The sequence below is a fragment of the Alteromonas sp. P256 genome, from assembly GCF_036864455.1.
Lineage (GTDB): Bacteria > Pseudomonadota > Gammaproteobacteria > Enterobacterales > Alteromonadaceae > Alteromonas.
In genome coordinates, this window is the sequence record NZ_JAZETM010000006.1 from 138555 (window position 1) to 162855 (window position 24301).

A 24301-nucleotide genomic window follows, 5' to 3' on the forward strand; every position below is an offset into this window, starting at 1 on the left:
AGAAACCAGATCGTCAGAAATCGGACCATCAAAAATCACATCATGTAACCAAATCATCAAAGGAGCACATATGCGTTTATTTATAATGGCAATGCTCGTTATTCCGAGCACGGCGCTGGCCGGTTGGAGTTTGTATGAAATATTTTTACCTAATGGATTAACAAACTTAGAAATTGCACAACTAGGACTTGGGTTAACTCTTTTCGCTTGGCTGTGTATGGCATTTTGGACAGGAATAATTGGATTCGTTTTACAGCTGTTCAATATCGACCCGCTGAGTTTGAAAAAGAAATTGGCGGCACCCGAAGCAGGCGTTGCTTTAACGCAGCGCCACGCCGTGGTTATGCCAGTTTATAACGAAGATACCAAGCGCATTATGGTGGGTTTCGAGACGTGTGTCCGCGAGCTTATGGATGGCGACAGCAAAGAAAACTTCGACTTTTTCATGTTAAGCGATACACGTGATAGCGAAAAAGCCGAAGCAGAACTACATGCATTCACTCGTTTGCAAAGACGTTTGGGCGATTACGCTGGGCAGGTTTTCTATCGCCGCCGTGAAAATAACACCCATAGAAAAGTGGGTAATCTTAAAGAGTTCTGTGAGCGCTGGGGCGGTAACTACGAATCTATGATTGTGCTAGATGCCGATAGTGTGATGACCGGCGAACGCATGGAAGATTTAGCAAAACGCATTGAGCAAGCACCTGATACCGCGTTAATTCAAACCATTCCTATGCCGGTGCGCCAAAATACGTTTTTCGGGCGTTTCGTTCAATTTGCAGCACACCTGTATAGCCCTATGCTGGCCACAGGTCTCTCTTTTTGGCAAACCGACAGCGCCAATTATTGGGGCCACAACGCTATTATCCGTATAGCGCCGTTTATGCAGCACTGTGGTCTTCCTACCCTTGAAGGACGTGCACCGTTTGGCGGTGAAGTATTGAGTCATGACTTCGTTGAAGCGGCGTTACTGTCACGTGCAGGATGGCAGGCGTATTTGCTAACCGACACAACGGGAAGCTATGAAGAAGTACCTAGCAATATCGTCGATTACGCCATACGCGATCGTCGTTGGGTTCAAGGCAACATTCAACATCTTGGTCTGCTTAACGTGAAAGGCCTTAAAACGGCTAACCGTTTGCATTTCCTATTTGGCGCGTTTGCCTATATTTCATCGCTTATTCTGTTTTGCATGCTGGCACTAGGCACAGCCGATGCGTTAATTCGCGCAACAACAGTGCCTGACTTCTTTATGTCTGAATATCAGTTATTTCCAAGTTGGCAGGTGGCTAGACAAGATATGATGATGGTGACGATGTGGGGCACGGCAGCACTGTTGTTTTTACCTAAGTTACTCGGTATTACTCTTGCCCTAATTAAGCGCAGAAGTGAGTTTGGTGGCGCGTGGGCGTTGCTTAAAGGAGCATCCCTTGAACTTGTTATGGCTGTGCTTATTGCACCACTTATGATGTTTTACCATAGTTACTTTGTTATCAGTGTGTTCGTCGGGTTTTCAGTAAAATGGGAAGCTCAGGAGCGTGAAGGTCGCAAAGTACCCTGGTCTGTCGCCATTAAGCACACGCAAATTATGAGTTCACTAGCCATAGCTTGGGGTGTAACGACGTTTTATTTCACGCCGTCGCTGTTTATGTGGTTACTTCCTGTGCTAACAGGTATGGTGCTAGCGGCCCCTGTTATTCGCCTTACAAGTAGTGACGTGCTGGGTGAAACAATGCGTAAGTGGGGTGTGTTTGTTATTGGTGAAGAGGTGAACGAGTGTAAGGCGCTTAAACGTCTGAATGTAGCAATGAAGCATTTTACTATTTCCCACTTCTCTGCTCCTAAGCACGAGACTACTGTGCCGGCTTTACCTGAGAGCTTATGGCTAACCATGCCAGAGCAGGCGTTAAATCAACAGCCTGCTCCTAGAATGCCTATGCTTGTTGCACAAGGTTAGGGTTTTAAACGTTGATTTCCTTAAGGGATTCTAAAGAGCGCTAGCTCTACAAAGAAGCCTAAAAGGACAGCCACAAACAAAGAAGCCGCTTTTCAAAGCGGCTTCTTTTATTTGTACTGTGAGTTTTCAGTCTATGGGAGCTAGCGGTTAAGCGTCACCGAAAACGTAACCGGCACCGTGGTTGTTATACTTTTCAAACCAGCAATTTTTTGCAAAGCAGCAACGCCTTGGACTAGCCCAAACGACTCAGCTTTAATGAGCGTAGGTGCGCTGGTTGAAACAGTCAGCGTATCAGCATCAACTTGGCTAACAATTACTGCAAATGCAGTAGGTACTGCCTTACCGTGCAGCGTTAGTATGCCGTCTACTTTGCCGTTCATCACTTCACCGGCTTTTAGCTGCATCATGGGTTTGGTTAAGGTTGCTTCAAAGTTTGCTGTTGCGAACTCACTCACGTTAAACAGCATTTCTTGCATGCGTTTGTTGCGAATCTCTATTGCCGTATTCACTGATGAAAGGTCTACCTCAACGTTGAGCTCACCGTCGTCTGATAGATTGCCTTTGAAGCTATCGAATTGATGCACTTCAGTGACTTGCGCGTTTTTAGTCGATATGAAATGTAATGCGCTGGTATCTTTGTTAATTGTCCAATCTGCAGACGCGTTAAACGAGAGTCCACATGCCAGTAAAGCGGTTGATAATGTGCGAACGTACTTTGCCATCGTTTGATAACTCCTGTTGATGCATTAATTTCGTTTGGCATTGAATACATGAAAAAGCCAACGAAACCTATTGGGTAGCAATACGGCTAAATTGCACGGTCTACTGTGGGTAAACCGTGAGGATATTTATGCAATATTCAAAAACTTATACGTCTTATTTTGTGTATGGGTTTTCGAAGTCATCATACTTCACAATGTCCTGCCATGGCACGCGTTGATCGCCCATTACCACAAAATCTGGGTTCTCTAGCGAATGTCGCCTGTTATACGTCAGCGGTTCAAAGTTTGCCGTGGTAATACTGCCTCCAGCTTCAGATACAATGCATTGAGACGCGCCTGTATCCCATTCGCCCGTAATGCCAATGCGCATAAATACATCTGCTTTACCTTCAGCGATAAAGCACGCTTTCAGCGAGCAGCTTCCAAGAGGCAGCATGTTGTAGATACGTTTAGCACACATTCGGTTGAGCACTTTTTCACGGGACTGACGTCGGCTAATTGCAATCATAACAACGCTACTTTTAGGGTCGGTCAACTTGCGTACCGAGATAGGCCTATCGCCTTCTGGCGTAGACTTAAATGCCCCTTTACCCTTTTGCGCGTAATAAATTGATTGCCCAGGAGGCCAAAAAATAACGCCAATCGTGGGCTCATTGTTTTCAATTAGTGCAATGTTCACGGCAAAGTCACCGCTGCGAGCGATAAACTCTTGTGTACCGTCTATGGGGTCAATAAGCCAGTAGCGAGTCCAGTGTTTTCGCTCGTCTAAACTCGCGTGCTTATTTTCTTCAGAAAGAATAGGAATGTCGGGAGTAGCTTCTGACAATCGTTTATTAATGATGTCGTTCGCAAGGTAGTCGGCACTGGTCACCGGTGAGTCGTCGTCTTTCTGATACGCGTCAAAGTCGCGATTTTCATATACTTCTAAGACTGCTTTGCCGGCTTCTATTGCAACTTCTTTTGCCAATTCTAGTAGGTCGGGGTGGGCATCGTCGGGCATAGTTTATTGTTCCTTTAACCACTTCTGAGCTAAAAATAGAGCAGCAATACAACGGGCTTCAACAAAATCTTCTCGTGCAAGTAAAGCATCTGACTCAGCAATCGGCCAGTTTATTACCTCTAAAGGCTCAGGCTCGTCGCCTTCAAGTGTTTTGGGGTAAAGATCTCGTGCCATTACAATTGTCATACTGGCATTAAAGAAGGTAGGCGCCATACTGACTTGATGTAGCTCGGTAAGCTCCTTTGCTGCAAAACCTGCTTCCTCTTGAAGCTCTCTGTTCGCGGCTTCAAGCGCAGTTTCACCAGGGTCAATAAGGCCTTTTGGAAAACCGAGTTGGTAGGAGTGAGTGCCGGCCGCATACTCTCTGATAAGTACCATGGTATCGGCATCTAGCATCGGGACAATCATGACGGCACCGCGATTTCCGCCGGCCATACGCTCAAATTGACGGGTTTCACCGTTAGAAAACTCTAAATCTAAACTTTCTACCCTAAAGAGATTGCTTTGTGCCACAATCTTACGAGAATGAATGTGTGGTAATGCTTTATTTGGGTCAATTTTTCGCATGTCTCTCGCTACAACTTTGTTATCATGTTCATCGAATTGCTCATATTCTAGCTTACTTCATTATAAGGAAAATCGCTTGCCCTTTCTGCCCTGGAATGAAATAGACACCGTACTGCTTGATATGGACGGTACACTACTGGATTTACATTACGATAATCAGTTCTGGTTGTATCACCTTCCCAAACGATTAGCTGAAATTCGCGGTATTTCAGAAGCGCAAAGCCAAGCCGAAATGAAAAAGCGCTACGACAGCGTTTTTGGTCAAATTCAATGGTATTGCCTTGATTACTGGGCTGAGTCTTTATCTTTAGATTTAGATTCTGAGTTTATGCCGCTAAAACGCGAGCTGTCTCACTTGCTCTCTATTCGCGAAGACACGGTCCCATTTTTAAACGCACTGCACACTTCTGGTCGCCAAGTGGTGCTTGTGACTAATGCCCATCCGAATAGCTTGGCCTTAAAGTTAGAGCATACCCAGTTAGACGAGCATATAGATAATCTCATCTCCACTCATGAGTTTGGGGTAACGAAAGAATCTCAATTGCTGTGGCAACGTTTACAGGAGCGGGTTCAGTTTACTAATGAGCGAACGCTGTTTGTCGATGATTCTTTGCCTATACTGAACGCGGCTAAAACGTTTGGTATTAAACATTTACTGGCGGTGGACAATCCTGACCGCACCTTGCCAGACAGAAATATAACCGAGTTTCCCGCGGTGCGTGACTATCGTTTGATGGTTGATGACATTGTCAATAACCCGGTTACAAGGAGCTAGGCATGATTCCTGACACCATTTACATAGGGTCTAAAAACCCGGTAAAGATCAACGCTGCGCTTAATACCTTATCTGACACGTTAGAGCATGATTTTGATGCCGAGGGTATATCGGTAGAAAGTGGCGTAGCTGAGCAGCCCATGTCTGAAGCAGAAACCCGTGAGGGTGCTATAAACAGAGTGAAAGCCATGCTGAGTCTGCATGAAGGTGGCTTTCCAGATTCATGGTATGTCGCCATAGAGGGCGGTGTGGATGTGTTTGAAGATGGCCCTGCAACCTTTGCGTATGTGGCTATTTACCACGAAGGGCATTGGTCGGTTACGCGAAGTGCAAGTTTGCCCCTTCCTGTCGCGGTGTTTCAAGCACTACAGCGCGGGGAAGAGCTCGGCCCGGTAATGGATGCCTTGTTTGATACGGTAAATGTAAAACAAAAAGGCGGTGCCATTGGTCTGCTTACGCTGAATCACGCTACTCGCCAAAGTGTTTATGAAGTGGCGCTTACCCTGGCAATGGCAAAATTTCACTTTCCTGACCTTTACACCGATTAGTCATTTAGTCGTTCCCCTTGTTTTCTGTGCGCTCTTTTCTCTCTTGATTGTCTTTGAGTTAGCCATAAAAAGAGCTTATGCATCCATAATTTTTACTTTGTTGTAAAGGGCCTGTGCAAAAACGCAGCGCAAAGGTTCGCACGCAGTGAAAGCTAAAAGGCAGGTTTTCCCCCTCTAAACATGCTTAATCGCAAGCGTATTGACATCAATTTTCTGAAATCTTTACCTTTACTCGTAATCTTTTCCCAATATTCATTCTTATTGCTTTATAGATTTAAGCGTAACTTATGAATTTAAGTTATTGAATTTAAATGCTTACTTTTATTTCATACTTGTTGGCGCTGTAGTTGCACTACCTAGTTCATCAACAGAACAAGGAGTTTGACAATGAGCGAGACAATTAAGACGTATAACCCGACGACTGGTGAGCAACTTGATCATTACCAATTAATATCAGCGGAAGATGCCGAACAAGCGGTAACGCGCTCTCATGAAGCTTATCTAAATTGGAAGAAAACTTCCTTTGGGGCACGAGCCGAAATTTTTAATAACTTAGCGGATTTGATGGAAGAACGCATCGATGATCTTGCTAACTTAATGACGCTTGAAATGGGTAAAGTGGCAGAACAGGGCAAGCAAGAAGTACAGCTTTGCGCCGAGATTTGTCGATATACCGCCGAACATGGCGCATCATTTTTAGAAGATGAAGCGCGTGTATACGAGGGCGGCAAAGCCATTATTACGTATCAGCCTACGGGCGTTATTTTAGGCATTCAGCCTTGGAACTTCCCGCTATATCAAGTGATACGTTATAGCGCATCGAATATTATGGCCGGTAACACAACGGTGCTTAAACATGCGCAAAACGTGTTTGGTATGGCACAAGCTATTCAGCAGCTTTACGAAGATGCAGGCTTTCCAAAAAATGTGTATCAATCGCTAATGATTGACGGCAGCACGGCAAGTGATCTTATCAAACACAAGCATGTTCGTGGTGTGACCTTTACCGGAAGTGACAGCGTTGGTAAGCAGGTGGCGAAAGAAGCGGCCGGCGAATCGAAAAAAACGGTAATGGAATTAGGCAGTAATGACGCCTTCATCGTGTTGGCTGATGCCGATATCGATAATGCAGTGGAAATGTGCATCAAAGGCCGAGTGATTAATAACGGTGAAACCTGTGTGGCAGCAAAGCGTTTTGTCATTTCAGATAGTGTATACGATGAATTTAGAGATAAATTTGTTGCTCAGTGTAAAAAATTATCGGTTGGTGACCCTTCAAAAGAAGGAACGGACTTGGGCCCCATGGCTCGGGAAGACCTACGAGACGAACTGCACGAGCAGGTAGAAAAATCGGTAAATGCAGGTGCGACTATATCCTTAGGCGGTGAAGTGCCAGATGCAGCTGGTTACTTTTACCCAGTGACGGTATTAGAAAACGTGTCTCCTGGTATGCCAGCCTACGATGACGAATTGTTCGGCCCAGTTGCCTCACTCATTCGTGCTCGTGACGATAAGCAGGCCATGGAAATTGCAAACGATTCGCGCTATGGACTTGGCGGCGGTATTTTCAGTACCGACACAGATAACGCCATTGCGCTTGCTAAAAATGAGTTTGATACCGGTATGGTAAATATCAACGGTTATTCACTCGCCCAGCCTAACCTACCCTTCGGTGGTGTAAAAGACAGTGGTTATGGTCGAGAGCACGGCGGTTATGGTATTCGCGAGTTTGTGAATATCAAAACGATAATGGTTGCGAGTAACTAAAATCGCTTATGTACTTCGATGCAGTGTAAAAAAATCAGAAAGGGCAGAGTCATTACTCTGCCTTCTTGTTCAGTGATTTGATATTTAGTGGGTGCCTTACTACTGAATCCGAACCCCAACATGTCCAAGGTGATACAGCGAAAGTGTTGAGTTAGCGTGGGCCATAGCTTAACCCAATCGTAACTTGCTGTTGGGTAACCGTGGATAAGCAGCAAAACAGGGCCTTCGCCATCAGTTCGGTAAAATAGCGCTTGTTGGTCATAAGTAAAATACTCGCCGCCGCTCTGCCATTTTGCTAACTGCATGTTCGAATGCCCTGTTCAGTTATTGGTTTGCTTCCCTATTGCTTTATTACCTTATTACCTTGCTACTGAGCAAATGGTAACGGAATTTCGGCGCCGTTAAGGTTAGCCTTGCCGTCTTTTAATACAAATTCTGCGTCGTAGCCATTTTCAGTTTGCTTGATAAAACCTTGTTCTACAAAGCTGTTTAACACCATGGGAACCTGTTGCGCTGCAAGGCTTTGCAGCTCTTCTGCTGTCATGCCTTGAGTTTGCGGGTTAGCAGCAAGTTCAGCAACCATATACCCTGAAGCCATGCTTTCAACGAATGCTTTGTCGGCTTTAATTTGTGCATTAGCGAGTAAGTGGGACACCCAGTAGCTTGGATCTTCAAGGGTGTCTGGAAGCGCAGTAACACCCACTAGCTTTGAGTTAGCCTTACCGGTAAAACTGCCCTCAGGTAAGGTCATGGCCAGCTTGGTAATGTTAATTTCAGGCTCAGTTTGTAGCTGTTGTAGTAAATTATCTTTGATAAATGCCTGAAGCTGTTCGGGTAATTCGTCGGCAGGCGTTGATAGTGTAGTGTTGCTGAAATCCTGATAGGCTTTGATGAAGTCTACATCAAGGTTGTTGATGGCAATGCCGATCACCATGTCAGAGGCATTTTGTGCAGCACCTTCAATTTTATCAACCGCATACTCAACATACACATTGGCCGTATTGGTGTCTTCATCAATATCCGTGTTGGTAATAATACGTAGTGCTTCAACGAGAATGTTCGTTCCCGTTTCATCTGAAAATACCATTTCTTCAATGGCAATTGCCGCATCACCCTCAAACAGTTCACCGTTCATAGCCGCAAGCATATCAACGTCGTCGCTGTAGGTAATATCAGCGGTGGTGTTCAACATTTCAAATGAGAAAGCGCCATCGCTCATAGCAAGCGACTTGGCCTGTCCTTGATAGTGAATGCCATCACCTTCATGCTTCGCTTCACCATTAAACCCTGAAAAGTTAAGGGTTAGCTCGTCATCTACACCTTGTAGTGCTGGAATCGCGTCGGAGTAATTTAGACCATTGAAAAGGCCTAACGTACCTTCGTTAAAATACAGCGGCTCGTCGTCGGGCCAGGCTACATACTCGCGAAGCGCTTCACCTTGAACGGCGATGTTGTATTTTACTTTTGCAATACCCACACCGTCACCAAAATAGATGGGGCCATGATAGGCGTTTACGTTAGCAATTATTGTCGGGTTTTCCATGCTAACGTCTTCAGTGCTAACTTCTTGAGTGTTGCCCACCTGCTGCGCGGCTAGTATACCGTTGATATCTAGTGCGATTTCTATTTGTGCGCTACTGCTAAACCAGCCTTTGTCGTAAGACACTATTGATGCAGAATACAGCGGCTGTTCGTTTAACGCAGCAAGCGTGCTGCGTGCTTTTGTTTCAATGCTATTACCGATAAAAGTAGGTGCAATTAAAAGCGCAGCAAGAGTAATTCCGCCGCCTAAAATGAATGCTTTATTCAAAGTACAATCCTTTGTTTGTGTAATTAAAAATCAAAATTTAACGCTTACTATTTTAAGCTTACCATTTAAAGCTTAAATTGCGTGTAGCCATTGGCGTCAGGCGTGCCGAAAAGCCGTGCCGCTTGGTGCACCTCATTGGGCAAACTGTCGTCGGGCTTAAATTTTCCAGCGACTTGGAATTTTTGCATGTCTGCTTGAACGGTTGCATCGATAGACAGCCCGAGCATGTTTGGCTCGTTTACGGTAATGCCAATATCGTCACCTTCGCAGCGAAGCTTAGCCGAATAGGTACCAAAATCGATAGGGCCTTGGGTTCCAGCCACTGTCGCGTTTAGCCAGTCTCCAGTACCAGAGAGTGCGCGGCATGTTGGCCCATAGTGCAACTCGTCTAATTTTACTTTAAAGCGGCCGCCTGCGTTAACTGGTAGCGGTAGCTGAACTTGAGCTAGCACTCTATCGACAGGCAAATACAGTGTGAATGCCTCTGTGCTTACCGAGGTTTGACTAAATAGCCCTGTTGAAATTGGGCCTTCAAAAGCAATGTCGTTTTTATCGCGAATATTGCCTGCTTTTACATCAAGGTTAATGCTGCCAATGAGCATATAAAGTGGGTTTAATTCCCATTTTACATTGTTAATAGGAAGACCGTTTACTACCACAGTTTGCGCTTTTCCGCTAAACAGCGTTCCGCTCACGCCTTCAATGGAGACATTTTGTGGCAGTGTTATGCGGCCAATCACTTGCACCGCGGGCATGTAAGCAATGGCAAATATTAAAAATGCGATTATTCCGCCTACAATCCAGCTTATTTTTGACTTCATGCTTTACCTAATCGTAATCGACGAATTTTGATAAACCCTTCGGCATCAGCCGATGTTATATCTGCTTGTAAAATCACCACGCCCATACTTTCCATGGTTTTAAGCCACTCTAGTACATTGTTAAACGGCGCTTGATCAACCCAAATTTGAAGCTCATCGTTTTGTGGCTGCATGCGCGAAATAGCAATGTCGTGTTTTGCCACCGTGCGATTGACTGCCTGCGGCAGCGAACCAGAAAAGCCTTGGCTAGTGCCAGAGACACGACGCAGTTGCTTAGCTCTTGCGGCACTGTCTTTTACCCATACCAACAGTGACTGCTGATTATCGAGCAACTTTTGCTGCTGCGAAAGCGCATTGTTAAGGGGAGACCAAATGGCAAAATAGAATATGGCGATCACAACGACTACGCCAGATATCAACACAAGCTTTTGCTCGCGCTCAGTCAGTGCTTTATATTTTTCTAATAGCGCGTTCATGACGTACTCCTAATAGACACTGTGCCAACAACACCGCTATCGCGATTATTTATCGCACCTTGCTCAACCAAAAAGCCAGCCTGCTCGGCGGTTTTCTTAAACTGCTCAAGTGCTTCAAAGCTTTTGCCTTCGGCCTGAATGCGTATTTCAGTGCGACTGGCGTCAAAGCGAAGAGTTTGCGGTTTAACGTCGGTGGCTGCAAAAGCAGGAGAAAGCTGGTCTAGCATAATTAGCATGGACGCATTGCCGCCACCTTGTTCTAATTTAGCCATTTCACTTTGCAGCTTGCGGCGCACGTCTCGGTAGGTGCCAATATTAGGAAAGCCGCTTTTCACGGTGTTACTAATTTGACTGCGCAATACGTCGTTTTGCGACTGTAATTGATACAGGGTGGCCGTTTTGTCAATTAAGGCTGTGCATAGCACCAGCACCGCTAGCACAGCCGCTACGCGCCATTGCGACAGGGCACTGCTGCGTTTGCGTTTAACTTTGTATTCGCCTTGGCATAAGTTAAAACTAGTAGCCGTCGCCTCTTTAGCAAGCACCTGCATGGGAAGCTCTAGAGGCGTTTCGGTTTCTTCTATATTGGGCAAACCAGAGAGGTCGATACCGGCATAGTTGGTCACGCTCACAGGCGTTGAATGCTGTGACGTAAAGTGAGCAAGTGTTGGCAGTAGCCACTGCTGCTCGCCTTGAATGCCTTTGAAATTATCTTGGCGAACTAAAAGCTGATCACCGAGAGTCAAAATAGACCAACCGTCTGCCGTGTGAGGCACTGCGAGCACATCTGGAATAATGGTGTCACACACCAAATTAGCGTCTTGCAGCCATAGTTGCCATTGCTGCATTTTTTCATGACTCACAATAGCGACTGCCTGCTCGTTACCCACTTTTGGACCTAAGGCAAAAAACTGCTTACTAATATCTGTGGCAAGCTCTTCTTCAAGCATATAGGGTAGTGCGGCAATCACTTTTCTGCCAGCTCGCGGTGGTAGCGTTACCCACTTGAGTAAAATGTCGCTGCTTGGCGCTAATGCGATTACGCTTCGCTGGCCAGTGCGCTCTGTGAGCGTTGCTAACGCGTCGGCATTCTCTAATTCGCCCGATGCCATTATTTCATCATCGGCAGTTGAGTAAACCAACCAGCTAACGGCGTCGCTTTTATTCGCGCCCAGCCTTACCAGTAGTTGTTCCATTATTGTGTTCCTCCGAACTCGCGCCTCAGTATATTCACGCCGTTGTCTGTGCTTACTTGAAACACGGTGGAAAGCTTAAACGTTGCTTTATTATATTTAGTTTTTGTGTGCAAAATAAAATACTCGGTTTTAACCGTAAACCAGTCTCTGCGCGAATTAGACAGGGAAAGAGCTTGTATAGCCGGCTCGTTTAAAAAGTCGTCCACCTCATCCCAACCTTCTTGCGGTCTATTGGCTAAAAGGCTGGTGGCTTGCTGCAAATCTAATCCGGTGAGCCCAGCTAAGAGCGGCGCCTCTTCTTCGTCTAATGTATTGACGTTTATTTTTAACTCGTCGTTATCTGGAATAACGCACACTAGTGGCATAACGTTGCCCAGCCATTGTGGTGATGCGCCATTTATAATACGCAATTCACTGGTAGAAGCCAGTGGGCCGTTGGCCGCTAAATACGGAAACTCTCGAGATTCATATTCACTGTCTTCAGCGCCCAAGGAGCGTTGGTTATCGTCCTCATCCACCCAATCGGCTAAACCGTCTCGAAACGTATCTGCGGTATAGCTATCAAGGCCGTCTATCCCAAGTGCCAACAGCATACTGCTAAATGCGTTCATGGCTTCGGTGGTATCTCTTGAGCTGTTGGGGTTTGAGCCAACGTCTCCAGAGTTGATTGCATTAAGATTAAAGCAGGCTCGCAAGTCTTTTAAGTTGGCGGTAAGTCCACCACCCTCTAAGGGGTAAGCAAATTCTTGTGCCCACGGTTGATCAAGGGATATCTTGTCTGGCGTCTCTTCAATCAGCGTTTTAATCGACTTCCTAGCAAAAGCTTCTGCGCCCAAGGCGTACCAATACGCCTGATTATTATCTTTTAGGTTCATCGTGCGCTGCACTTGTAGCTGCAGCCGAGTGCCCATTTCAGTGGCTAAAACCGCCACTAGGGCAACGATCATAAGCACTATCATCAGTGCCACACCTTGCTGCTTTGCTGGCGACTGAAGGCGAGGCGCTTTTCTTTGAGAGGACTTTGCTCGAGACGATCCTAGACGAGCCGATTTTACACACGTCGAATTTTCAACACTCGTTTTTAAAGAAGAGCTATGCTTCATTATGAGTCACCACTAACAAGGGTGAATTCGCGGCGAAGCATACCAAAATCTTTGCTGACGAACTCAATAGCGACGGCGCGTGGAAGCGCCGTGTCTTGGTATTTTTCGCTCCACTCAATATCGTCATCATCTTTTATCGTCGACGAGGCATTGTTGCCAGACAAAAACTCAACCTTAAAGCTCTCAATATTTTCAAGCAGTACACGAACCTTGGGCTCGTAGCCAATCACGTTATCGACGTAATTGCTGTATAGGCGTTCCAATTTATTATCACGTAATCGATAGGCCACGTATTGCAGAGTACTTCTGGGCAGCATGAGTTGAGGGTTATGCCAGCCGCCGCGAACAAAGCCGATGCCGTCGTCATCACTGCCGTCTACTTCGCCGCCGGCCATCACAACTTCTTGTTTTTCACCGTTCGCGCGAACTGGCCTTGATACTGCCTGCTGTATATCGCGCTCTATGGTCACCATGGCCCGCTGTAGAAGCTGCAGTTTTTCAAAACGCTCTTGTGACAAGCTGTTGCTGTCTATCACCGTGGTGAGTAAGCCCGTGGACGCTAAGCCAATAAGTGTAAAAATGGCCATGGCCACTAAAATTTCAATGAGTGTAAAACCGCGCTGCATCACTCTAGCTCTTTGTTGGCTTGGCGACGAACGTAGTCACTGAGGTTACAGTACTCACGTAATTTTTATCTTCACCAACAGAAATGGTCACCGCGCGTAAGTCACCGTCGTTGGTCTTGGTGACTTTTTGTTGCCAAAACCACGTTCTGTCTGCCATTTCCATGCTGCCTTTTAAGTTATTTTTTGGCGGCCATGTGGTTTCAAGCTGAAGCTGGTTTAATCGATTGCTCGCCACCCAATTGGCAAAGGTCACAGATTCAATTTGTCCAACGCTGGATAGGTGATCGCCAGCGGCTTTTAAAATAGCGGTGCCTGTTAATGCAAAAATGAGCAGCGCCACCATCACTTCAAGTAGCGTTAGCCCTTTTTGTTTATCTTTGAGAGAGCTTGCGCGCTGGTGTGTACTCATAGCGGTCTCTCCAGCGGCCCTTCAAGCGCAAGGGGAGGAAGGTCTTTATTTTGTAGGCTAAAATAAACGGGCTCGTCGCCCTCATCGCCATTGTAATTGAACGACAAGGTAAACGGGGTCACATCGCCGCTCGACATAATCAGTATTTGGGGGGGAGGCAGCTTTTTATCTTCGTCGCTGCCTATTTCAACACCGTCTTCTGACACGCTAAGGTTTTCATCGAACAACTCTCGGTCGAAAAGCTGATCTTCAACTACCCAAGGCAAGTCATCTAAATTTAGAGTAAGCGTAAAAGGCTCGGGCAGGGTGTGCACTGCGTATACGTCCTCACCCTCAATGCGCTGCCACTCGTCGTCATCATTAAGATAAACAAAGTAATACTCGTTATCTTTTTGCTCAACGCGCACGCCAAGCTGCTGCTGATTAAGCACCGCAAAATCGCTGGCCATATCCACAATAACCTGCAGCCGCTGAGCTTGGCTTTTGAGCAGGTCTGCTTTGCTGGCACCAAAGGCATTAAACATGACATAGCCAGCAGCCAAACCCATAAGTAGCAGCACTAACATGACTTCTAATAAGGTGAAGCCGTTTGATGTTGTTGGGGTACTGCCACGCTTGTACATAGTGTGCTTGAGTTACGCCTAGTTGAGGTATTCGTTAATATTCCAGTTGCCGATATCGTCATCGGTACCGGGTTCGCGGTCTGGGCCGTTAGAGAAAATATCAACTACGCTAAGCTCTCCCGGGCTGATAAGCGCGTAAGGATTTCCCCATGGATCTTCTGGTAGGCGCTTAATAAAACCACCTTCTGGGTAGTTGCGCGGAATAGGGTCTAAGGTTGGCGCTGTCACTAAGGCATCAAGGCCTTGCTCGGTAGTAGGAAAGCGATTGTTGCGCAGCTTATACATTTCAAGAGCACTTTCCAGCTGCTGAATATCTACCGCCGCTTTTTTAAGCTGGGCTTCTTCTTGGTTTCCCAAAATTTGAGGAGCTACCATTGACGCCATAATGCCGATGATTAACAGCACCACCATTACTTCAATCAAACTAAATCCAGAACTACGTTTTAAAGATTTCATTACATATTCACCATGTTATTCAATGCTAAAATTGGCTGCAGAATTGCCATTACGATAAACAATACAATCCCTGCCATTGTGACTATCAATAAAGGTTCAAACACTTTTAGTGAGACACCAATAAGCGACTCGAATTCCCTATCTTGATTATCTGCGGCCCGGGCGAGCATTTGTTGCAATTCACCCGACTTCTCTCCCGATGCAATCATATGCATCATCATAGGTGGAAATATTTTCGTATTATCCAATGCTGCTCTCAGGCTGCTACCTTCTTTAACGTTTATAGCGGCATCGGCAACTTGGTTTTTAATATGCTGGTTCTCAAGTACATCACCAGAAATGCGCATTGCCTCTAATAGCGGCACTGCACTGGCACTAAGAATACTCAGAGTACGGGCAAATCGCGCCGTATTGAGCCCGCGAGTTACCTTCCCAATGAGCGGTACTTTTAATAGCGCTTTGTGATAGCGCAGCTTCATTAGCTTTTGTTGCAACACACGCTGCATAATGACAACGAGTACCGCGATAGCTAACAATAAAAACAGGCCGTAGTTTTGTAGCCATGTACTCAATGAAATAAGAAATTGGGTAATGCCGGGAAGGTCCTGACCCATATGGTCGAATTGCCCCACAATTTTGGGTACCACTACGGTAAGCAGTAGCAACACAATGCCCATTGCAAAAAACAGCATGAGTGAAGGATATACTAGCGCTTGGGTTATTTGACTGCGGGTTTGTTGACGTCGTTCGGTGTAATCCGCCAACCGATTTAATACGGTGTCTAAGTGACCAGATTTTTCACCTGCCGCCACCATAGAGCGATAGAGGTCATCAAAAACACTGGGGAATTCACCTAGCGCGTCGGCAAGGCCGTGGCCTTCAACTACCTTACTGCGCACCGCCATCATCATATTTTTCTGACGTGGTTTTTCACACTGCTCGGCAACGGCGAGTAGCGCCTCTTCAACGGGTAAGGCAGATTCTACTAACGTAGCCATTTGGCGAGTAAGCAGCGCTAGGTCAGAGGCAGATATGCGCGGCTTAAACAGCGAAAAGCTGAACCCCGAGCCATTATTTTGCACACGCTCAGCCACTTGTTCTACATCGAGTGGAATTAAGCCTTTCTCACGAAGCTGCTGGCGCACTTGCCGAGCATTATCGCCCTCAAGTACACCACTTTCATTTTTACCGCGGGCATTGACCGCTTTATAAGCGAACGCTGCCATACTAGTCTTCCCTCGTTACTCGTAATACTTCTTCAAGTGAGGTTACCCCAGACAGCACTTTTCGACAGCCATCTTCTCGTATGCTGGGCGTAGTGGCTCTTATGTAACGCTCGATTGCCTGTTCGCCCACGCCCTCATGCATCATTTCTCTCACGCGCTCATCAACAAGCAGCAATTCATGAATACCGGTTCTACCGCGATATCCAGTTTGATTACATGCAGCGCACCCTCGCGGGGTGTAAATAATGGTGCTAGCATTAGCATCAGAGCCTAATACTTCACGCTGTGAAGCATCCGGCGTATGAGGCTGTTTGCACTCTTTACACAAGGTTCTCACCAAGCGCTGGGAGAGCACAGCCAGTAAACTCGACGATAACAAGAACGGCTCAATACCCATATCTTCTAATCGTGTTATTGCACCGGCAGCCGTGTTGGTATGCAGCGTGGAAAGTACCAAGTGACCGGTTAAACTGGCCTGAACCGCTATTTGGGCAGTTTCAATGTCTCGAATCTCACCCACCATTACCACGTCTGGATCTTGACGTAATATGGCCCGCAAGCCTCTTGCAAAGGTCATATCTACACGAGGGTTAACTTGAGTTTGTCCAATGCCGGGTAAATCAAATTCAATAGGGTCTTCAACGGTAAGAATATTTCTATCGCGAGAATTAATCTCACTTAGCCCTGCATACAAGGTGGTACTTTTACCTGAGCCGGTAGGGCCTGTAACCAAAATAATGCCGTGAGGCTTTCTGATAAGTGTCGAGAAGAAGTCTCTATTTCCCTGAGTCATGCCTAAATCTTCAAGATTAAGGCGTGCATTATTTTTATCAAGTAAACGCAACACCACTCGCTCGCCGTGACTTGAAGGCATGGTAGATACACGTACGTCTACCGCTCTGCCTGCTATGCGCAAGGTGATACGACCGTCTTGGGGCACTCGTTTTTCAGCAATGTCCAACTTAGCCATTACTTTGATACGCGACACTAACATAGAGGATAGCTTGCGATTGGGGCGCAGTATTTCACGCAACACGCCGTCTACACGAAAGCGCACAACCAGTTGATTCTCGAAGGTCTCGATATGAATATCAGAAGCCCCTTCTTTAATTGCCTCACCAAGCATCGCATTGATGAGCTTGATGATAGGCGCATCATCTTCACTGTCTAACAAGTCTTCTGTGTCGGGTAAATCTTCGGCAAGAGCAAACAAGTCACTCTCGTTACCTAAATCTTCCATGAGCTGTTTAGCAGCCGAACTATCGCGCTGGAAAGCCGTTGTTAGGAAGCTTTCAAACTCATCTGCCGGAATGGATTTAGGAACAAAAGGCTCACCGTAAAAACGACGCACTTCAGCGAACACGTCAAAAGGCGTGTTCTCGGTAAAATACAAAACAGCCGGTGTTTCGTTTACTTCTAACAGCACTTGATTGCGTTTCGCGAAGCTAAATGAAAGCTGTTTGGGGCCACCTTCTTGTTCAGGAAGGCCCTCTTCCGCCATGGCCTCAAGCACTTCTTCCTGTGCTTCAAGTGCCTGAGTAAGTTGCTCGTCTTGCCCTGACATATTAGTCATTATCCTCTAGCGCTTCTTTTTCAGTTAAGTACTCTTCAAAAGAAGGCGGAAGCGTCAGCTCATCGTCCCAATTAGGCATGGTGGGTGTGCGTGAGTTAGGCATCAACGACACGCCGTCTTGCTGGCGCTTGAGCTGTAGCGCGCGGATGTAATTGTACTTTCTATGGCTGATAGAATTCATGGTTGCGGCATCACGCACAATAGTAGGCTTCAAAAATACCATGAGGTTGCGCTTACGTTTACTGGTAGAGGTTGATTTAAACAAGTTACCAAGGATAGGAATATCGCCAAGTAGAGGTACTTTTGACACACTTTCTTGAATGTCTTCATCAATCAATCCACCAAGTACGATAGTGCCGCCATCATCTACAATAACGGTGGTTTTAATCTCACGCTTGTTAATAGAGATGTCCACCGAGGTTGCACCGCTAACACTTGATACTTCTTGCTCAATAAGAAGTTGAACCGCATCACCTTCATTTATTTGTGGCGTTACTTTTAACTTTATACCCACTTCTTGGCGGTCTACCGTTGTGAAAGGGTTTGAGTTATTAGCGCCCGTTGTTGTTCCCGTAATAATAGGAACTTCCTGACCTACGATGAAAAACGCTTCTTCGTTGTCCATAGTAGTAAGGTGCGGAGTGGCAAGAATATTTGAATTGGTGTCTGTGCTAACTGCCTGCACAACTGCGCCCCAACCATCCTCTATAATTCCTGCAATCATGCCGTTGGCGCCGCCAAGTAGGTTTGCAAGAGGCTGAAAATCTCCCTCAATGGTATCTGTTGTTTCAACAATTTCACCATTTGCTGACGTTTGAGAACGGGGTACCTGGCGGTCTTCCGCTTGACGTAAAGCCACGCCTAAAGCGCCTACTGGCACAATGCCATTGTTAAATTGTGTACCGCCGCCTTCTTCAGATACCCACTGCACGCCAAGGGTAGTGCCGTCACCTTCAAATACTTCAACAATGATGGCTTCAACCTGTACTTGAGCACGACGAATATCGAGTTGACGAACCACTTCTTCCAGTGAGCGCATCATGTCAGGTTCTGCGGTAATGACAATGGCGTTGGAATCTTCATGGGCGTCAATGCTGATGTCCCGATTCGATGAAGAACGACGGGTAGAGGTGGCAGCGCTGCCTTGTGTTTCTGCCTGTATACTGGCCGACACACCCTGCAATACTTTTACCATGTCTTCTGCTTTTGCGTAGTTTAAAAACAGCACTCGCGTATTGCCGTTAGACTCAAGCTCTTGGTCCATACGTTGGATAAGCGTGATGAGTCGTTGGCGGGCTTTAACGTCGCCGCTGACAATGACAGAGTTAGTTCTATCATCTGCCACAACACGGGGGTCAGACTTGGCGCCCGTATTCGCTTTGCCTTGAGACTTGTTAATGCTTTCAATAATGCGCACCATTTCAGACGCTGAAGCATAGCGTAACTTCACAATCTCTACTTCTTCGTCACCGGCGCGGTCAACACGTTCGATAATCTCGACTAAACGGTTAACCACCGCTGCTCTACCGGTTAGCATCATCACGTTTGAAGGGTCATGGCTGACTACATTTCCGCCACCGGCTTGGTCGTTTAGCTGGCGAAGAATAGGGGCTAGTTCGCGAACAGGTACGTTATAAACAGGAACGACGCGGGTAATAAATTCATCACCGTCTTGTTCTGCGCCTTCAACCACTGGAATGTTTGAGGTTTTCGCATCTTTAGAACGCACGACTTTTAAAATGCCGCTTGGCATTTCAACCACCGCAAAGTCGTATACTTGCAGCACGTTCAAGAAAAATTGATAGTACTGATCTTCGCTGAGCATATCGTAACTGCGCACGCTAATTTTTCCACGAACATTCGGGTCGACGATAATGGTTCGCTCTAAATTTTTACCCACAATATTAATGAATTCGTTAATGTCGGTATCTTTAAAATTAGGCATGTACTCGGCAGCGGTCACAGAGAAACACAGCAGCGCTGTACACACAGTGGTGGCTAAGCGAGATAACAATTTGTGGCTTGTGCGCCTTTTCATTCTAACTTCCTTTATTTCTTAATCTGTAAACGGCCGTTTAAGCTGTACTTCTTGCCTAACTGAAACTTTCCCTAGCAGGAAAGAATGCCAGTTTTTTGTTAGCGTTTTATGACTCAGGCAAGTCGAGGTACAGCGTGGTGAAACTACCATCACGAATAATTGTTAATTCTATCGATTGCGCAGAACGAAGCTCTGATAATGCCTCTTGCGACTGCTGTAGGTCAGTTAAATCTAACCCGTTAATTTGTGAAATTACATCGCCGGTTTTAAGACCTGCAGAAGCAAACAGAGCAGGCTCACGTCCAGGGCTTACCTGATAGCCAATCAGCTGACCGCCCTCAGTTTTTGGTGATATTGAAATAAAATCAGTAAAGTTTGCAGGTCGCTCACGTAAAGCTGCTGTGGCCTCAAGGGCTTCTTCGCTGAGCTCTTGTGCCTGAGCTTTGTCGTTACGTGCTGGCGACGGACCCATACGTTCCTGCTGTTCACGTCTGCGATTCGCCTCTTCATAATCGATACCATCGAGCATGAGCGTTTCTTTGCGGATCCCATTTTTGATTATTACGCGATCGTTGTACACCGTTTGCAGCGTTGCATTAGTCCCTTCAATTTTTTCACCCAAACCATACACGGCTTGGCTGTTATTATTTTCTATAATGGCAGTACCTGATTCTTGCTCTGAGCTTGCTACCACACCGGTGAGCGTTAAGTTTAAACGGGTTTCGGGTGCATCGGTGACTTCTTCAGTTTGGGCTGGCTTAGGCACGGCTGCGGCATCTCCGAAAAGATTTAGCTGTTGTATTTTGCCAAGATTGACCCCACTTTTCCCACTAGGCGTACTTATAGGAGCAATGCGTGATGCTGTTGGTGTCGCAGACAGCGATGGTTCAGGTATAATCTGCCACACAAGTTTGGCTGTGAATGCAATTAAATACAGACTTAGCAGAACCACTACAAGGGTGTGTAGCTGTTTTTGATTCTGGTTTACAAAAACAACCAGAGATTGTGGATTGGGTTTATTGAATGTCATGCTGCCACTGATGGTACTGCTTTAAAATAAAGTGAATTTTTGGTTAGCCGCGCTTTAGCGAATCCATAATAGCCTAGTAAAGGTTAGGGTCACAACACTAAAGCAACACCGTTACGAAATTATTATATGAACCAATCGAATAGCAACAATACAACACAAAATGTCAGGCTGGACAAGTGGCTGTGGGCTGCAAGATTTTTCAAAACCCGTGCAATAGCCCGAGATATGGTTCAGTCGGGCAAAGTTCACTACAACGGTCAACGAGCCAAACCAAGCAGAAACGTAGAGCTTGGCGCTAGGGTAAAAGTTCCCTCAGGCTTCGATTCTCGTGATATTGAGGTGCTCGGGCTTAGTGACAAACGGTTAAGCGCGCCTCTGGCACAGGAGCTTTACGCGGAAACGGCTGAAAGTGTAACAAAACGTGAAGAGAATCAAGCTGCGCGTAAATTAAACGCTTTTCACAGTCCTAAGCCCGATAATAGACCAGACAAAAAGCAGCGACGACAGATTATTAAATTTAAACAGCAATAATTGCTGTAAACAGGATTAGTTATGAGCGATTTCGACAATTTACACCGCTTTTTATTTACTCAAGCCAATGTGCGCGGTGAGCTAGTGCGTTTAAACGACAGCTTAAAAAACATTGTGCATAGCTACGAGTACCCCGTTCAAATTCAGCAATTGCTGTGCGAGATGGCAGCCGCAACGTCGTTACTAACCGCAACGCTTAAGTTTGAAGGCGAAATAGGGCTACAGGTACAAAGTAAAGGGCCGGTAAGTTATGCGGTTGTCAATGCCACACACAATCAAACACTTCGAGGCGTTGCTCGTTGGGATGAAAGCCTAACCACGTTACCGGAGAACTTTTCCGAGCTACTCACCGACGCTGTGCTTGTTATTACCATTACCCCTGATGAAGGTGAGCGTTACCAAGGCGTAGTTGCGCTAGATAAACCTAGCCTTGCCGAATGTATCGAGGGATATTTTCAACAGTCTGAACAGCTGGCCACCAAGGTTCAGTTAATGACTGACTTACAAGATGCAGAAAGTGCGAAGGCCGCTGGTGTATTGCTTCAAGTGCTGCCTGCCCAAGCAAGCGCGACGGATGTGGCTTCAGCAAATGATTTTGAACACATTACAAAGCTGACGGAAACGTTAAAGCAAGAAGAGATGTTTTCGCTGTCGGTAGAGGAAATACTGTATCGCTTGTATCACCAAGAAAAGGTAGAGGTGTTCCCGCCTAAGACAGTATCGTTTGCCTGCACGTGTTCTAAAGCGCGCAGTGCTGAAGCGCTTCGACATGTAGAGAAGGCAGAGCTTAATTCTATTATTGAAGAAGAAGGCGCAGTAAAAATGAATTGCCAGTACTGTCATGTGGAATATCGCTTTGACAGTATCGACGTAGAAGCGATTCATAACGGCAACTATGGCGGACCGGCTACAAACCAGTAGTCAAGGTCCTTACGTAGTCGACAAGGGCAACACGCTCTAGCAATGTAAACGCTATTCACTCCGCCCATCGAGAAGTGACCGCAAGTCTGGTGGGCGTAATTTACTATTGATTAAAAAATAAACACTGGTCAACGTGTTGATCTTTCCCACTTCTTCCCTTTCGTTGTAAATATCAATTTTTGCATGTTTTTTCAGCATCGTTTATTGGCAAAAATGAATATAAACAACAAGCGTAAAGCACTTATCTTCTTCTTTTCACCTAGGGAAACGCTTTCATGTAATTTAATTACAAAGTTTTTGAAAGTTGATGCTGTTTCTATCTTATATATATCTATAATTTCTCTCTATATGCCTGTTTACTTGGGGTTCTCAATAGTGTTACTTTTTTGGAAGGCGATTTGTAATATTACATAAAAGGTAAACACTATGACTGCTGCTGAATCAATTCAGACGGACTTGAAAGTAACACCGCTCACCAACCTCACCTCTGCCGAGCTTATTCAGCGTGCCCTTGAGCGCGGTGAAGGCATCTTAGATAAAAACGGTGCGCTTGTTGTACAAACAGGTAAAAGAACAGGGCGTTCTCCCAACGATAGATTTATCGTAAAAGAACCATCAAGTGAGAATGACATCGACTGGGGTAAAGTGAATAAACCCTTCGATTCAGAGAAGTTTGATGCATTGTGGGAACGCGTTGATACGTACCTATCGACTCAAGAACACTTTCTGTCACATCTTCAAGTGGGTTCAGATCCAGAACATGCGCTGCCTTTAGAAGTGCGTACCCAAACTGCATGGCAACATGTGTTTGCGCGTAACCTTTTTATTAGACCCGAACAATGGAATGCGAAAGGTGAGCAGCCTTGGCAGATACTTAATGTACCTGGGTTTGAATGTGTTCCAGAACGCGACGGTACTAACAGCGACGGCACGGTGATTATTAACTTCGCTAAAAAACGCGTACTTTTAGCGGGTATGCGTTATGCCGGCGAAATGAAAAAAGCCATGTTTTCAGTACAAAACTTCCTGTTGCCTGCTAAAGACGTGCTGCCAATGCACTGCTCTGCAAACGTTGGCGAAGAAGGCGATGTTACCCTTTTCTTCGGTCTGTCAGGCACAGGAAAAACAACCTTGTCTGCCGATCCTAAGCGCAGCTTAATTGGCGATGATGAACACGGCTGGGCATCGGGTAGCGTGTTTAATATTGAAGGCGGTTGCTATGCAAAATGTATCGACCTATCTCAAAAAAATGAGCCTGTGATCTGGAACGCGATTAAATTTGGCACCATTTTAGAAAATGTGGTGCTTGATGATACGCGTACACCTGATTATAAAGACACGTCGCTGACTCAAAACTCTCGTGCAGCCTATCCCCTTGAGCATATTGAAAAGCGCGTAGCAGAAAATAGAGGCGGTGAGCCCCGCTCAGTGGTGTTTTTAACCTGTGATGTGAGTGGTGTATTACCGCCAGTGTCGGTGTTAAGCGAAGAGGCCGCGGCGTATCATTTCTTAAGCGGTTACACTGCAAAAGTGGGCTCTACAGAAATTGGCTCAACCAGCGACATAGAATCAACGTTTTCTACTTGCTTTGGTGCGCCATTTTTCCCTCGTCCCGCAGGCGTTTACGCAGAGCTTTTGATTAAACGGGTAAAAGCGTTTGGCGCAAAAGTGTATTTAGTGAATACAGGTTGGACAGGTGGACCTTACGGAACCGGCAGTCGCTTTGATATTCCAACGACTCGCGCGGTGATCGACGCCATTGTTTCAGGTGAATTGGCCGACGTTAAAACCCAGCACATTGAGGGGTTAAACCTTGATGTACCTGTGGCGGTTCCAGGCGTAGACAGCAATCTATTAGTGCCTAAAAACACCTGGGCAGATAAGGCTAGCTATGAAGCATTTGCAGCTAATCTTGTTAGCGATTTCCAGCAAAACTTTGAAAAATACGATGTTAACGACGCTATCGTAAAAGCAGGCCCAGGAAACTAAACACGGACTTGTTTTATAAATAGCTTTTGCAAACTATCTTTGAAAGCCCACACTCTGCTGTGGGCTTTTTTTTAACATTTTTAACATTATGAATACGTATGTTTATTTTGTTCCCTAACGGGGCTAGGTATTATGAA

General features: G+C 46.0%; 24 protein-coding genes. 7 read left to right on the forward strand and 17 right to left on the reverse strand.

Features of this window, described 5'->3' with window-relative positions; translation table 11 throughout:
- Positions 1-19 precede the first annotated feature (19 nt).
- Positions 20-1957 (forward strand): glucans biosynthesis glucosyltransferase MdoH, encoded by a 1938-nt coding sequence (gene mdoH / locus V7R39_RS11210; RefSeq protein ID WP_334030887.1) that lies wholly within the window; start codon positions 20-22, stop codon positions 1955-1957.
- 140 nt (positions 1958-2097) lie between these two features.
- Here mdoH and V7R39_RS11215 read toward each other — a convergent pair whose 3' ends face one another.
- From V7R39_RS11215 to nudE, 3 genes are all read right to left on the reverse strand, one after another.
- Entirely contained in the window at positions 2098-2679 is a 582-nt protein-coding gene (locus tag V7R39_RS11215; RefSeq protein WP_334030733.1) for a YceI family protein, read from the reverse strand.
- Between the two features lie 154 nt (positions 2680-2833).
- Positions 2834-3679, reverse strand: coding sequence for a 3'(2'),5'-bisphosphate nucleotidase CysQ (gene cysQ, locus V7R39_RS11220; RefSeq protein ID WP_334030734.1), 846 nt, complete (start codon positions 3677-3679; stop codon positions 2834-2836).
- Between the two features lie 3 nt (positions 3680-3682).
- The gene (gene nudE / locus V7R39_RS11225; protein WP_334030735.1) at positions 3683-4246 is read right to left on the reverse strand and encodes an ADP compounds hydrolase NudE; all 564 of its coding nucleotides are present in this window, start codon (positions 4244-4246) and stop codon (positions 3683-3685) included.
- A gap of 76 nt (positions 4247-4322) precedes the next feature.
- On the opposite strand from nudE, the gene yrfG reads away from it, so the two are divergent.
- The 3 genes from yrfG to V7R39_RS11240 all read left to right on the forward strand — a co-directional run bounded on the left by yrfG (position 4323) and on the right by V7R39_RS11240 (position 7336).
- Entirely contained in the window at positions 4323-5021 is a 699-nt protein-coding gene (gene yrfG, locus V7R39_RS11230; RefSeq protein ID WP_032095322.1) for a GMP/IMP nucleotidase, read from the forward strand.
- A gap of 2 nt (positions 5022-5023) precedes the next feature.
- Positions 5024-5569, forward strand: a complete 546-nt coding sequence (gene yjjX / locus V7R39_RS11235; protein WP_334030737.1) for an inosine/xanthosine triphosphatase — start codon at positions 5024-5026, stop codon at positions 5567-5569.
- 387 nt (positions 5570-5956) lie between these two features.
- Complete coding sequence (locus V7R39_RS11240; RefSeq protein WP_334030738.1) at positions 5957-7336, forward strand: NAD-dependent succinate-semialdehyde dehydrogenase; 1380 nt, start codon at positions 5957-5959, stop codon at positions 7334-7336.
- Here V7R39_RS11240 and V7R39_RS11245 read toward each other — a convergent pair.
- From V7R39_RS11245 to gspC, 14 genes are all read right to left on the reverse strand, one after another.
- A complete protein-coding gene (locus V7R39_RS11245) occupies positions 7333-7641 on the reverse strand; it encodes an alpha/beta fold hydrolase (RefSeq protein ID WP_334030739.1) in 309 nt (102 codons plus the stop codon). The two genes, V7R39_RS11240 and V7R39_RS11245, sit on opposite strands and share 4 nt — an antisense overlap.
- Positions 7642-7703: 62 nt before the next feature.
- Entirely contained in the window at positions 7704-9146 is a 1443-nt protein-coding gene (locus tag V7R39_RS11250) for a YdgA family protein (RefSeq protein WP_334030741.1), read from the reverse strand.
- 65 nt (positions 9147-9211) lie between these two features.
- A complete protein-coding gene (locus V7R39_RS11255) occupies positions 9212-9967 on the reverse strand; it encodes a type II secretion system protein N (protein WP_334030742.1) in 756 nt (251 codons plus the stop codon).
- Positions 9964-10443: a type II secretion system protein GspM gene (gspM, locus tag V7R39_RS11260; RefSeq protein WP_163106031.1), complete on the reverse strand. Its 480-nt coding sequence runs from the start codon at positions 10441-10443 to the stop codon at positions 9964-9966. Before gspM ends, V7R39_RS11255 begins: the two co-directional genes overlap by 4 nt.
- The gene (gspL, locus tag V7R39_RS11265; protein WP_334030744.1) at positions 10440-11639 is read right to left on the reverse strand and encodes a type II secretion system protein GspL; all 1200 of its coding nucleotides are present in this window, start codon (positions 11637-11639) and stop codon (positions 10440-10442) included. The genes gspM and gspL overlap by 4 nt, the downstream gene beginning before the upstream one ends.
- Positions 11639-12742 carry a type II secretion system minor pseudopilin GspK gene (gene gspK, locus V7R39_RS11270; RefSeq protein ID WP_334030745.1) on the reverse strand — a complete coding sequence of 368 codons (1104 nt, stop codon included), beginning with the start codon at positions 12740-12742 and terminating at the stop codon, positions 11639-11641. The genes gspL and gspK overlap by 1 nt, the downstream gene beginning before the upstream one ends.
- Positions 12742-13368 carry a type II secretion system minor pseudopilin GspJ gene (gene gspJ / locus V7R39_RS11275; protein ID WP_334030889.1) on the reverse strand — a complete coding sequence of 209 codons (627 nt, stop codon included), beginning with the start codon at positions 13366-13368 and terminating at the stop codon, positions 12742-12744. The genes gspK and gspJ overlap by 1 nt, the downstream gene beginning before the upstream one ends.
- Positions 13369-13372: 4 nt before the next feature.
- The gene (gspI, locus tag V7R39_RS11280; protein ID WP_334030747.1) at positions 13373-13777 is read right to left on the reverse strand and encodes a type II secretion system minor pseudopilin GspI; all 405 of its coding nucleotides are present in this window, start codon (positions 13775-13777) and stop codon (positions 13373-13375) included.
- Complete coding sequence (gspH, locus tag V7R39_RS11285) at positions 13774-14400, reverse strand: type II secretion system minor pseudopilin GspH (RefSeq protein WP_334030748.1); 627 nt, start codon at positions 14398-14400, stop codon at positions 13774-13776. The genes gspI and gspH overlap by 4 nt, the downstream gene beginning before the upstream one ends.
- A gap of 18 nt (positions 14401-14418) precedes the next feature.
- Positions 14419-14856 (reverse strand): type II secretion system major pseudopilin GspG, encoded by a 438-nt coding sequence (gene gspG, locus V7R39_RS11290; protein ID WP_032095339.1) that lies wholly within the window; start codon positions 14854-14856, stop codon positions 14419-14421.
- Complete coding sequence (gene gspF / locus V7R39_RS11295) at positions 14856-16082, reverse strand: type II secretion system inner membrane protein GspF (RefSeq protein WP_334030750.1); 1227 nt, start codon at positions 16080-16082, stop codon at positions 14856-14858. The genes gspG and gspF overlap by 1 nt, the downstream gene beginning before the upstream one ends.
- 1 nt (position 16083) lies before the next feature.
- On the reverse strand, positions 16084-17646 hold the full coding sequence (gene gspE, locus V7R39_RS11300; protein WP_163106173.1) for a type II secretion system ATPase GspE: 1563 nt from the start codon (positions 17644-17646) through the stop codon (positions 16084-16086).
- 1 nt (position 17647) lies between these two features.
- Complete coding sequence (gspD, locus tag V7R39_RS11305) at positions 17648-19693, reverse strand: type II secretion system secretin GspD (RefSeq protein WP_334030751.1); 2046 nt, start codon at positions 19691-19693, stop codon at positions 17648-17650.
- Between the two features lie 106 nt (positions 19694-19799).
- Complete coding sequence (gene gspC / locus V7R39_RS11310) at positions 19800-20723, reverse strand: type II secretion system protein GspC (protein ID WP_334030753.1); 924 nt, start codon at positions 20721-20723, stop codon at positions 19800-19802.
- A gap of 126 nt (positions 20724-20849) precedes the next feature.
- Between gspC and hslR the strand changes: the two genes are divergently transcribed.
- The 3 genes from hslR (at position 20850) to V7R39_RS11325 (ending at position 24164) form a co-directional block, all read left to right on the forward strand.
- Positions 20850-21254, forward strand: a complete 405-nt coding sequence (gene hslR, locus V7R39_RS11315) for a ribosome-associated heat shock protein Hsp15 (RefSeq protein WP_032095344.1) — start codon at positions 20850-20852, stop codon at positions 21252-21254.
- A 21-nt stretch (positions 21255-21275) separates the two neighbouring features.
- Positions 21276-22175 carry an Hsp33 family molecular chaperone HslO gene (gene hslO / locus V7R39_RS11320; RefSeq protein ID WP_334030754.1) on the forward strand — a complete coding sequence of 300 codons (900 nt, stop codon included), beginning with the start codon at positions 21276-21278 and terminating at the stop codon, positions 22173-22175.
- 426 nt (positions 22176-22601) lie between these two features.
- Entirely contained in the window at positions 22602-24164 is a 1563-nt protein-coding gene (locus V7R39_RS11325) for a phosphoenolpyruvate carboxykinase (RefSeq protein WP_334030756.1), read from the forward strand.
- The last annotated feature ends 137 nt before the right edge of the window (positions 24165-24301 follow it).